The 11382-nt window shown below is 29.5% G+C and carries 12 protein-coding genes and 1 pseudogene; 3 read left to right on the top strand and 10 right to left on the bottom strand.

What is annotated here, in order from left to right:
• Positions 1 to 174 precede the first annotated feature (174 nt).
• The 3 genes and pseudogenes from BW732_RS10730 to BW732_RS10720 all read right to left on the bottom strand — a co-directional run bounded on the left by BW732_RS10730 (position 175) and on the right by BW732_RS10720 (position 1962).
• The gene (locus tag BW732_RS10730; protein WP_126844546.1) at positions 175 to 690 is read right to left on the bottom strand and encodes a hypothetical protein; all 516 of its coding nucleotides are present in this window, start codon (positions 688 to 690) and stop codon (positions 175 to 177) included.
• 192 nt (positions 691 to 882) lie between these two features.
• Positions 883 to 1674 (bottom strand): hypothetical protein, encoded by a 792-nt coding sequence (locus BW732_RS10725; protein ID WP_077276728.1) that lies wholly within the window; start codon positions 1672 to 1674, stop codon positions 883 to 885.
• Between the two features lie 51 nt (positions 1675 to 1725).
• Positions 1726 to 1962, bottom strand: a pseudogene (locus BW732_RS10720) (helix-turn-helix domain-containing protein).
• 224 nt (positions 1963 to 2186) lie between these two features.
• Here BW732_RS10720 and BW732_RS11860 point away from each other — a divergent pair.
• Positions 2187 to 2852, top strand: a complete 666-nt coding sequence (locus BW732_RS11860; RefSeq protein WP_472579312.1) for a hypothetical protein — start codon at positions 2187 to 2189, stop codon at positions 2850 to 2852.
• Between the two features lie 80 nt (positions 2853 to 2932).
• On the opposite strand, the gene BW732_RS10710 is transcribed toward BW732_RS11860, so the two are convergent.
• The 5 genes from BW732_RS10710 to BW732_RS10690 form a co-directional block, all read right to left on the bottom strand.
• Positions 2933 to 3340 carry a hypothetical protein gene (locus BW732_RS10710; protein ID WP_077276727.1) on the bottom strand — a complete coding sequence of 136 codons (408 nt, stop codon included), beginning with the start codon at positions 3338 to 3340 and terminating at the stop codon, positions 2933 to 2935.
• A 235-nt stretch (positions 3341 to 3575) separates the two neighbouring features.
• Complete coding sequence (locus BW732_RS10705; protein WP_077276726.1) at positions 3576 to 4931, bottom strand: relaxase/mobilization nuclease domain-containing protein; 1356 nt, start codon at positions 4929 to 4931, stop codon at positions 3576 to 3578.
• Positions 4916 to 5521: a plasmid mobilization protein gene (locus tag BW732_RS10700; protein ID WP_077276725.1), complete on the bottom strand. Its 606-nt coding sequence runs from the start codon at positions 5519 to 5521 to the stop codon at positions 4916 to 4918. Before BW732_RS10700 ends, BW732_RS10705 begins: the two co-directional genes overlap by 16 nt.
• 22 nt (positions 5522 to 5543) lie before the next feature.
• The gene (locus tag BW732_RS10695) at positions 5544 to 6422 is read right to left on the bottom strand and encodes a DNA replication protein DnaD (RefSeq protein WP_077276724.1); all 879 of its coding nucleotides are present in this window, start codon (positions 6420 to 6422) and stop codon (positions 5544 to 5546) included.
• 128 nt (positions 6423 to 6550) lie between these two features.
• Complete coding sequence (locus tag BW732_RS10690; protein ID WP_077276723.1) at positions 6551 to 6835, bottom strand: helix-turn-helix domain-containing protein; 285 nt, start codon at positions 6833 to 6835, stop codon at positions 6551 to 6553.
• A 196-nt stretch (positions 6836 to 7031) separates the two neighbouring features.
• On the opposite strand from BW732_RS10690, the gene BW732_RS10685 reads away from it, so the two are divergent.
• Positions 7032 to 7775 carry a helix-turn-helix domain-containing protein gene (locus tag BW732_RS10685; protein WP_161485564.1) on the top strand — a complete coding sequence of 248 codons (744 nt, stop codon included), beginning with the start codon at positions 7032 to 7034 and terminating at the stop codon, positions 7773 to 7775.
• Positions 7776 to 7835: 60 nt separating this feature from the next.
• Positions 7836 to 8978 (top strand): tyrosine-type recombinase/integrase, encoded by a 1143-nt coding sequence (locus tag BW732_RS10680; protein WP_077276721.1) that lies wholly within the window; start codon positions 7836 to 7838, stop codon positions 8976 to 8978.
• Between the two features lie 240 nt (positions 8979 to 9218).
• On the opposite strand, the gene BW732_RS10675 is transcribed toward BW732_RS10680, so the two are convergent.
• Together BW732_RS10675 and dcm are read right to left on the bottom strand one after the other, a co-directional pair.
• Complete coding sequence (locus BW732_RS10675; protein WP_077276720.1) at positions 9219 to 9881, bottom strand: NgoBV family restriction endonuclease; 663 nt, start codon at positions 9879 to 9881, stop codon at positions 9219 to 9221.
• Between the two features lie 54 nt (positions 9882 to 9935).
• Positions 9936 to 11183 carry a DNA (cytosine-5-)-methyltransferase gene (gene dcm, locus BW732_RS10670; RefSeq protein ID WP_162494395.1) on the bottom strand — a complete coding sequence of 416 codons (1248 nt, stop codon included), beginning with the start codon at positions 11181 to 11183 and terminating at the stop codon, positions 9936 to 9938.
• Positions 11184 to 11382 lie beyond the last annotated feature (199 nt).

Genomic DNA, 11382 nt, shown 5'->3' with positions numbered 1-11382 from the left:
CCTGAAAAACACTTAATTGCTTTGATTATATCATTATTTTGATAGTTATTGAGAGTTCTTGATAACAAATTTATTAACAAATAAATATACTTATCCTTAATACTATGACCATTTTTTATCTATAAACTATTGAGTAAAAAAAAAGACTAGAAAATAAATTCTAGCCTCCCTTTATTATTGAATATAATTCACATAAAAATCTTCTAAACTATCAACATCTTGTTGCCACAATAATTTTTTACTTCGTTCCAAGCTATTTGCTAAATCCCTTAAATCCGCTATATTCACTTCGATAGCTGAAATATTATATGTATCATATATATATATTGGACTACCTGTAATGATGAGTTTATCAACATCATTGTATATTTCTGGATACTCACACCTAACTTTATACTTAAATGATTCTAATACTTTGATATTTGCGATTTGGAGTAACTTTTCTGTTTGTTTTGAATTATTACTCGTTTCCTCTGTTAATTCATAAGCTGACTTAACAAATCCTTCAATATAAGAATATTCCATTACAGAATCAAATTTCCCATCTTTTTCTATTAATCCTAACGAAAAGTCTAAAAAAGGTACAATAGTATTGTTAAATTTTTCTAAAGTAACGTTGATTTCTTCATTTATTTTTTTATTTTCAGATATCAATTTTTCCATTTCAAATCCATTTTTATTAATTTTCAATAACTTGATATCCTCGAACCATAGACCACAAAACATAACCAACGATAAAGCTATGGCTGTCCATTCATTCCACCCTGTGAAAAAACAAAAGAACATACAAAATACAACACAAAACAGACTAACCAACTGTTTAACAAATATTTTCAATTTAACACCTCTCTAATATGTTTATAAAACCGTTAAATAGCAAGATTAGAGATTACTTTCACTTATCATGTTTTCAATCGTCATTATCTTTTTATACAAAATAGAATATGATTCCGTTAAAATATCAATCGTTTGTTGATACTCGTTATCAAGCATTAATCCATCATTTTCTCTTTGCACTAGCATACTACGTCCAAATTTCAAATTATTATTTGTTGAAAAATATATATTACTTTCAAAAAAATCTCTTAAATTATTTAATTCTCTATATAGATCAACTGGAATAAACTTTGAATATAACATGTAGTGACTATATATATTATTAATAATATTATCCCCAGATTCACCCAGAGAATCATAGTATGATTTTCTAACAAATTTTGGATTAATCATAGAATCAATCACATTATTAGGGTTCAATAACTGAGTATTCAAGCCTTCACGTAATTTATTTATTGTAATAAGTTCGGGTATATTATTACAAACATTAGCAAATTCCTTGTCTAATTTATCACCTTCCAATTGACTATTTGTTAATGCTGATACACTGTGTAATTTTATTGTTTGTAGCAATTTATTTAAATCAGTTTCTGCTACTGAATAGTATTCATTATATTTTCTATTATGTTCTATTTTTAAATTGTTTTTTTGAATAATTTTATCGAAAACAAATATTGTTATTCCCATTTCAACTGGAAACCAAATCATATTTTCGAACAAAAAGTTCCAAATTTCTGATCCATAAGGGCTTATTCTTCCAACTAGACCTATGAAAGAAATAGATATTAATAATAAAATAAATTTACGCCATTGCTTAAAATCAAAAAAACTTTTCATTTCATACCTCCACAAGTTTACATAATTTTTTCAAATACTATCATAAAATTTCTAGTTCAGTAAATCATCATAAGTAACATTTAATATATCTCTAATGGCTTTTAATTGAATCAGTTTAATATGTTGACGACCACCTTCAATTTTCACTAGTGTTTCCCGAGTCATGTCAATTTTATTTAACTACAATTCTCTAATCAATTCTGTTTGGCCTATTTGATTTTCTATTCTAATCCGTCTTATATTACTACCAATTATATTTTCTTTATCAATAATTTTTTCTTCTTTCATGTTAACACACCTTTTGGACCAAAATAAGTCCGTTTTCTTATTAATTTTAGAGATTAGGTGTGTTACAATGGGACTAGTTTAGGTCCACATGCTAATAAATAGGAGGAATTTTTTTGAAAAAACTAGCATTTTATTTTTTTATTCTTATCAACTTTAATCATTGGTGGATGTTCTAATAATGAACATTAAAAACAGAAACGTCTCATACCACAAATTCTACTGAAATAGAATATCCAGTTTCTTTCGCCCCAATTCCTGATAATTTCACTGCATATTATGACAAAAAATCTCTAGATGTAAAGTTATCAGAAAATAATGCGATTGAAACCATTCTCCCAAAAAACATTCAAGAACATCAATCAGAAATATATTTTGAAGCTGAATTACCTCTTCTTAATAAGACAGTAGTTGATTGGAATCATAATAATATTTCTTTCAAAGCAAACAGTAATGAGCTATCAAATCTATATATCGAAAAAATCGAACAGTTTTTTAAAGCAGGACAAAATAAAGATTTCAATCAAATTAATAATTATACCGATAATTTCTATAATGAAACCAAAGATAATATAAATGACTCTACATTTATATCAGAAGATATAGATAAGATGTCGTTAAAGAAAATTTACGGATACGATCAACTATTTAATTTACAATTAATCGAAGGGCAACTATCTTTTGTTTTAGCTGGATATTTTGATTATGATTATCACCCAGACTATTTAGACGCTCCATTAGAACATAAGAATCAACCTTTGAATTTCACCTTTATTTTTGATTCAACAAAAAATAAATGGTTACTTGATAAAATGAACACTTTTAACGGAAGTCTAGACGGATTACCAAAACCAGAAGATAATGATGCATCATTTGTAACTAAAGAATTTTAGAAACAAGTATTACCTACTTTATCTTGTTATCAACAAACAAAAATGAAGCTAGCATAAGTACTAGCTTCATTTTTTATTATCTATTTCATTGAACATATTTCTAAATAGTTTTCATTATCTTCTGCTATCATTGTCACACATCTATTCCCTTTATGATTGGCAGTTACTAAATAAATTAGTTTTGCTCTCATTTCAGAATACCCCACTTCTACCACAAAATGGTTAGCTCTTATTCCACAATAATAGTCATCATCTTTTTCCACCATAAAAACTTTTTTTGCATGAAACAACATTAATTCGTCAATATCTTCTTGATAAACATCCTTGTAAAAATTAATTTCAAATACAACTTCTGATTCAATTTTTGTAAATTTATTTTCATATAACCATGCAACTCGTTGCTCAATATCATCATAAATTTTTGCTTCTTTTTTTATTTTTAATTCTCGTTTTATCTTTTTTATTTCGGTATTTTTTGATTTTTTCATATTATCCACCTCTTCATTTTATTCAGGGAGTCTGTAGGGAGCTTTCTCCCTCAGGAATTGAGAGCCACCACTGCTCTTTCCAGATAGAGTAGCCTGCGACAGCATGGCTCTCAATCTGGAAAGACAGTGGGTAGCTCGCCGTATGTCTTAAAAAATAATCTCACCATATCAAACTTTTAAATTTAGGCTCTGGCAAGATGCTTTAAAAATCCATTTCAAATTCTTGTCTTCTTTGTTACTCCATTTCGATCTTATGTTGCATAAATTCATAGTCTTTTTTAGCACGATACATCTTCACATCATCGTTAATGACTTTGCTAATTTGATGATGCACGGTTCGTGCATTTGGCGTATGAGCGTAACTCCCCACACCAAAACGTGGTGATGTATACCGTTTTTCTTCTGTCTTTTTGACTGCAACTTTTTTATGTTCGGTACTTTTTAAAGTCTGCTTGTTCACTTTTAAATGCACTTTTATTTCGTACTCTTCATCATCAAGTGGACCGAGTGATGTAGCAAAATGCTTATCAACTGACTTTAAAAAATCATCATACTTCATAAAATGATGCGCACCTTTTCGATTAAATTGACGTTGTGCTGGTTCATCTAATTCTACAAAGGGTTCTTCTAGTTCCCCTGTTTTATTAATTTTTTGATTCAAAATAATAAACTGTTCTTCTTTACTAAAGCTATCAAGATTACTAATTTGATAATCCATTAGATTATAATCAAGCTCTTTTTCTATCGACTCTAACTCATAACTCTTACCTAATTTTTTAGCACTAAATGTTTTTTCAACATACGGTTCACGTATTTTTCGTGACGCTTTGTCTTTACCTAAATAAATAAATTTTTCTCTATTCTCATAAAAGTTTGATTCTTTTTTATACAAAACATAACCCAACTTGTTGCTATTTTTAGAAAACTTGTAAACTTCTATGTCATGATTTTTTGCTAAAGTATCTGAAAATTTTTCAAAAGAGGTAACAGTTGTATCTCTTAACACCTCATCAATAGCATTTTGAATAACTTGTTGATAGTTCACTTGTCCCTTTTTCAATTTGGATGGATCATTAGAATAAATGTTATTACGTCTAAAAAGAGCGTCATAATATTCATTGTCTATCGGTTCTAATCCATGACTTTTTAAAATAGTATCATTTATTTCTCTCATATTTTCTAAATCTTTTGGATCAATTCTAATTCGTTTACCCGTTTCCGTATCAATATTATTAATCACTAAATGACTATGAAAGTGGTCCTTGTCATTGTGACTTGCGACAATAATTTGGCAATTTGGAAATGATTTTTCCGCAAACTCTACCGCTATTTTATGCATTTGTTCTTCTGAAAGTTCTTTAGATATTTCTTTATCAAAAGAATGTATGACGTGATACGCCTGTGTTACGTCCTTTGAGTGATTCATTTTAGTTCTCGTTCTGTTCATCATTAAATACGCTTTTTCTATTTCATCACTGCAATTTATCCCTGTTACAGCGACACATTTTTCTTTTTTAGATGGATTGGCTGCATATTGTAAAAGGGAGGAAAGATTTTTCTTCCTCCCTAATGACGTTACACTAGCTCCCATAGCTTTTCACTCTGCTCTTCCATCATTTGAATGCTTGCTAGTGCTTTATTGAGTCTATTATGAATGTAAGTAGCGTATTCAACTTTAGTCTGAGGTCGTTCGTTTTTATCAATCCAGTATTGCATATACTTTTTTTCCTCGTCACTTAATTGACTACTACGGATATTATTGAGATTAGCTTCTGTAAATACTTTGTCGGGATCAACAATCATAAATACTTGAGCAATCTTATTAGCCTGTTCATTCTCAAATAATTGGTACTTTTTATTTCTAAAAAGATCAGTAGAAGAATTAGTTGATGCATCTTTCTTATGAAAATGAATCGCAATAGCATTCAAACTTTTAGTCGCTTGATTTAAGTTGTTTCCTAGCTGATTCAAGGCTTTAATTAGTCCTTTAGTATCTAAATCAGACAGTAGAGGGGGCTCGTATTGTAGCCCCTTTAATCGTTCTCTGCATACTTCTGCACGTGAGATACCCTTTTGCTCTGCAATTAAAGAAATCTCTTTATACGTTCGCTTATCTACTCGAAAATTTAATGCTTCACTGTTCTTTCTGTTTCTGTCATAGATTTTTTGCTTAGAATCCATAAAAATTCCCCTCCTTTTTTAATCAATAAGTCATATTCATAACATTATTGAATGACTTCTTTTCAACTTCTGCTATTTCCTTCCAGTGATTTCTAGCACTTGTATTTACGTATGCTATTTCATCTAGTAATACTCCCTTGTTCAATTTATCGTTCATAGTTGTAAATAGTTTCTTTAACATTTTATTAGTTTTGTCATTGAAATATGTTGCATTTATCTCAATTTTATATTCTCTTTCTACTGAATTTTTCATAGATAAAATAATACCTATAAATTTTCTTCGTTGTGCATCAGAAAATCTATCACCCATCTTATTTATTATACTAAGACCTTCATTATCAATAACATTATTGCTGTTGATATATGGGGTGTCTGTTTCAATTTGACTAATCTCATCTACACTAATTTTATTTAAGTTAGATTTAACTAAATTAGTTTTATTTGACTTTAACTGAGTATCGCTTTGGTAGTCACTTGACATACCTGCTGAATACCACTTATCAAAAAGATCTTTTTTTAATATCTCAGTCTGCTTTTTATCTAATATTTGTTTTATTGGTGCTTCTGGAATCTTATTAAAAAAATCTGGATTCATATTTAATAACTGATTATGATAAATTGACGCCTTATATCTATCATTCCTAATATACTGATTTTGTAGCCAGTGAGGTAAAAAAGCTAACCAGTCCCCGTTCAAAAAAAATATAAATCCTTTTGTTAATAGTACTTTAACATCATCTTCTGGAGTACCAAGCATTTGTGAATATGGAAAAACTTCAACTATCCCATCATCATCTGCATTGACGTTTAAATATACATACAATAATTTCGCTGAATCTGACATTTTCATAAAGCTTGCACTACTAATAAACGCTTTCGATAACATTCTTTTTTCTGCCATTTATTCATCTTCTTTCTATGAAATGTTACAATAGAAACAGATAAAATTTCTAAAATCTTTATTTAAGAATGCTCTTGACTGTCTACCAAAACGAACAAGAGCATTTTTTAATTTAACTACTAATATCATCAATAGCTTTTTAACCTCTTTAGCATAAATTCATTCACTGCTTTCTTAGAATAAAATTTTCTTCTTCCGAGAGTCGCAACTGGTAATCCTTCATTTCTAACCGCTTCTTTTAAGAAATTCTCACTTACGTTTAAATAATCACCCATTTCTTTCTGATTCAAATATTCTCTTGTGCTACCTGTATTCTGTCCTGCTCTTTCTATGGCCGTCATAGCAATTTTGTAAAACTCTTTTAAAAATATTTCTTGTTGTTCTTCTGAAATCATTAGTTTAATTGACTCCATGTACCTCTCTCCTTTCAATTGATTATTCTCTAATCCCTCTACCTGCTATAAAAAGTCATATAAATATAAAATTACGACATATATGCGACTTTTATAAATATAGTTTAACATCATTTAATATATCATTCAATAGTAAATGCGACTTTAATATGACATTGATACCATTTGATGTTAAAATACTAATGAGGTGATATTTGTGAATCAAAACCAAAATGAACTATTAAAAAGAAAATTAAAAGTTCTTAGGAATAAGAATCAACTCACATTAGAAGAATTAGCTAGCGAAATTGGTATGTCATATATGAGTTTATCAAGGTTTGAGACTGGGAAAAGAATTCCTAGTGATAAGACATTAAAAAAAATCGCAAATTTTTATGATATTCCTGTCAGCTATTTTTTAGAACAAGATTACTTTACTTATGATAATTATGGTGTAAACATTATTAAATTAAACAGTGTTTATGATGACTCTATTCTTGCTTTTCCAACAGGCATAGATGATAAATATAATACTTATCGTTTAAAGTTTTCAGGAACAAAAAACGAATATTTACATATATATCAAGAAATTGGGGAATATTCACTAACTGGAATAGGACACCAATTTCTTAATTTAGATCAAAAAAATGTAATGGATTTAATATTAGAGATATACGAAAAAGCACGAGTTATTTACGATAAAATTACCAGTGTAATAATCTACACATCTATTAATAACTCACAAGAGATTGAAACAATAATATTTGATAATACGATTAATGAAGAACAAATACTTAAAGATTTTAGTGGTAATATTGATTCTTCTAACATTATTTTTGGTAATAACGATACAATTTTCCTTAATACATTCATTGAAAATACATTTAACAAGGTCATTACTTTAGATTATGGTGTTTTAGACTATAATTATTTAAAAAAATTATACTGCAATAAACATTAAAACAATTGATTCTTCAAATAACTTCTCTACCTGCAAAATGAAGTAAAGGAGAGAATCAATATGGCAACATTTTTTAATTACAAACTTAAAAATGGAGACAAGTATTGGGGATTTGAAACTTATTTAGGGAAAGATCCTCGAACTGGGAAAGATATTAGGACCAAAAGAAGACGTTTTAAGACGAAAGCTGAAGCTCAAAGTGCTTTAAACAAGCTTTTAGTTGAGTACAAAGAACAAGAAGAATTTCGTATCAATGTCACAACGTTTGAAGAGTTATATGAATTATGGATAGATAACTACCGAATGAGAGTTAAACCCTCTTCTGTCGCAGTTGCACAACGTTTCTGTAAGAATCATATCCTACCTGCTTTCGGTAAAATGAAACTAGATAAAATTACCGTTAGCTATTGTCAAAAACAAGTCAATATATGGCATGGAAAACTCAAACAATATGCTTTTCTCAGAAAAACTACCGCCCAAATATTCAAATTTGGTGTAGCTATGGAAGTCTGTAAAAGTAATCCAATGTCTAAAACGTTATTACCTAGAAAAATTGAAGAAGAGCAACCGATTAAATTTTATACAAAAGATCAGTTAGTTTTATTCTTAGAAAATGTTCAAAAGAATAATAGTACAAAACTATATACTTTCTTCCGTCTATTAGTCTTTACAGGTATGCGTAAAAGCGAAGGATTAGCCCTTCAGTGGGAAGATATAGATTTCTTAAATAAAACCCTTAGAATCGGTAAAACAGTCGCTCAGGACGAATTTCAAAAGGTTGTCCTTCAAGTTCCTAAAACAAAAAGTTCTACTAGAACAATCAAACTGGATGATTCAACGCTTAAACAGTTAAGATTATGGAAACAAGAGCAAATGGAAACAATGTTAATGTATGGATTTAATACTAATTCACCTGAACAATTTGTTTTCACAACCAAAGATAATAATTTGTATTACCCTCAGGCTGTAAATGACTGGTTAAATTGGATTTACAAAAAATCGCCAATGGATTTACAAATTACCCCTCATGGATTTAGGCATACTCATTGTAGTTTGCTATTTGAAAGTGGTGCTTCTATCAAAGAAGTTCAAGAACGTTTAGGGCATAAAGATATAAAAACAACTATGAATATCTATGCTCACGTCACACCACAATCTATCAAAGAAACTGGGGATCGATTTGCTAAATTCATGGGAATGTAACTCAAACGTACCCAAAAGCGTATCCAAAATAATTTTTGACAAAAAGAAAAAGCTCTAAACGCTGATTTAACAACGTTTAGAGCTTTTATATAGAAACTAGCCCACGCTACCTTCCAATCAATCTCGGTACCCTCAAATTCACTCATTTATACTCAAAAACTTGTCATAGCAAGCTCTTTCAAAATATTAAGACTCAAATTCACTCAATTTAATTAATCTTAATCGGGTACAATTCGGGTATTATAATTCTTCCCCTGTTAATTTTTGGAAGTTTCTTTCAATTTCTGAAAACCACATATCTGGATCAACACTTCCATCGAATGGAAACATTTCACGAACCTCTTTTATTGCTTCTAAAAACTCTCTTCTTGTAGAGAACATTTCGTTTGGTCGTGTGTGAAAATTTGATGGTCGTATAGCATAAGGTTGTTCTCTCTTAACTTGAAGTGAAACCGGGTATTTTGGTGTTCTTTTAGTTAATTCCCACAAATTTTTCATATATACTTCTTCGATTCTAAATCCATGAGTAGTTGGTCTGTATGCAAAGACCAAATATTTTGCATTTAATTTTGTTGGATCTTTATAGATTGAATCATAAAAACCACCGAAATTAGCTAAATCGAAACCTGGTCCATTATTTAAATTAAAACACTTAACTTCCATATTGTATTCTTTGCCATCAATTTTAGCAATAAAATCTGGAAATACTTGTGTTTGTTTATTGACAGTTAGATCTAAGCCATTGTCTTCTAACCACTGTGGTATCCATTCTTGTACACAATTACCAATAATATCGTTTGTACTACTGATTTTTGGTGTTCCTCCGATTGTAATTGTGATAGTTCCAATCTGTCCTTTTATGTCTTTTAAAGCTAACTCATATAATTCATCTAAGTTTTTCATACTAGACCCCCTAAATGCACTTTAAGAAAAGTCTAGCAAACTTATATTACTGGGTCAAGCTTTGTAGTTTTTTAGTAATTCCGTGCTTATTGCTTCTATAACTGGGACAGCAACCGTATTACCAAGTAAATCATATGCCTTACTTTTAGGTAAATCTAATTTGTATTCCTCAGGAAAACCAAACAATCTCAATCCTTCTCTAATTGTAAGAGGACGTATACCATCTTGGACAGCAACTCCCAATTTCGAAACATCTGTTGCCACTAGTGTAGGAGTCACAGCATGACCATCTAAAATTCTATTATACTTAAACGAGAGTTTGCCTGTAACAATATTGTATCCCTTCTCTAAGCTTGTATCATATACTCTTCTTCCATTTATTTTTTGTTTTGGATGCTCATAAACCAAATATTCTTTTTTAGTTAAATCTTCTAACATCTCTTCTAAATTAGGGTTATCATAAAAAGTCTCTATCATTTCTTTGGTTAACGGCATACCATCCATCCAATCAATACCTATGACTTCTGCCCATTTTCTATTGCGCCTTTGTCTCAATAATAGTTCCAACAATTCTTTTTGATCCTCAGTTACCTCACCTTTTAACTCAAAGTCCCAACTGTGAATATTATTTTCTCCACCTCTTTTATCTTTAATTTGTTTCCCAATCACATCTGATAGAGAAAAGTGTGATAATAGTTTTTCAGAAAATTCGCAATCTATTGGTTTAACATCAAACTCTAAAACATCATTCAAAATAGATTCCTTTTTCTTAAATGAATTTAAATCTACCTTTTTTCCTTTAGTGCCTACAATATAAATTCTTTTTCTTGATTGTGCTAGTCCAAAATTTTGACTATCTAACACTTTGTAAGATACATTGTACTCTAATGCATCCAATACATTTGTAATTACTCTAAAGGTATTCCCCTTGTCATGTGATACTAGCCCTTCTACATTTTCTAATATAAAACCATACGGTTGCTTTTCTTTAAGAATTCTAGCAACATCAAAAAACAAAGTACCTCTAGTATCATCAAATCCTAGTCTGTTTCCTGCATTTGAGAATGCTTGACAAGGAAAACCAGCTAATAGTATATCAAAATCAGGGATAGCTTTGGCGTTAATAGCAGTAATATCGCCATGAATAGTTTCATTAAAGTTATCACTATAAGCACTAATAGCATGTTTCTTAATCTCCGATACGAACACAGATTTAGTTTCTATATTTAAATTTGCAGCTGCTTTCTCAAAACCTATCCGTATACCACCCATACCTGCAAAAAGATCAATAAATTTTATCATGTTTCCCTCCATAACTAATTACTAATGAAATATTATATCATCTATTATACCTAATTAAAAATAATTTAGGTTTTAAGTAATATGCTAGTGATAAACTTTAAATTTAAATGTTTTATGTTTATTGAAAATATTGATTTATTCATTTTTTTAATTTAGAGAATGTAAAACTTTTATGTCTTAAGAATGCCAAGTCAACTAG

It is taken from the genome of Vagococcus penaei (assembly GCF_001998885.1).
Lineage (GTDB): Bacteria > Bacillota > Bacilli > Lactobacillales > Vagococcaceae > Vagococcus > Vagococcus penaei.
The sequence above is the reverse complement of the archived record's forward strand: the minus strand, read 5'-3'. Positions and strand labels throughout refer to the sequence as shown.

Excerpts from the sequence above, each read along its gene's own strand:
- BW732_RS10725 (WP_077276728.1), bottom strand. The coding sequence starts at position 1,674 with ATGAAAAGTTTTTTTGATTTTAAGCAATGGCGTAAATTTATTTTATTA.
- BW732_RS10710 (WP_077276727.1), bottom strand. The coding sequence starts at position 3,340 with ATGAAAAAATCAAAAAATACCGAAATAAAAAAGATAAAACGAGAATTA.
- BW732_RS10705 (WP_077276726.1), bottom strand. The coding sequence starts at position 4,931 with ATGGGAGCTAGTGTAACGTCATTAGGGAGGAAGAAAAATCTTTCCTCC.
- BW732_RS10700 (WP_077276725.1), bottom strand. The coding sequence starts at position 5,521 with ATGGATTCTAAGCAAAAAATCTATGACAGAAACAGAAAGAACAGTGAA.
- BW732_RS10695 (WP_077276724.1), bottom strand. The coding sequence starts at position 6,422 with ATGGCAGAAAAAAGAATGTTATCGAAAGCGTTTATTAGTAGTGCAAGC.
- BW732_RS10690 (WP_077276723.1), bottom strand. The coding sequence starts at position 6,835 with ATGGAGTCAATTAAACTAATGATTTCAGAAGAACAACAAGAAATATTT.
- BW732_RS10680 (WP_077276721.1), top strand. The coding sequence starts at position 7,836 with ATGGCAACATTTTTTAATTACAAACTTAAAAATGGAGACAAGTATTGG.
- BW732_RS10675 (WP_077276720.1), bottom strand. The coding sequence starts at position 9,881 with ATGAAAAACTTAGATGAATTATATGAGTTAGCTTTAAAAGACATAAAA.
- dcm (WP_162494395.1), bottom strand. The coding sequence starts at position 11,183 with ATGATAAAATTTATTGATCTTTTTGCAGGTATGGGTGGTATACGGATA.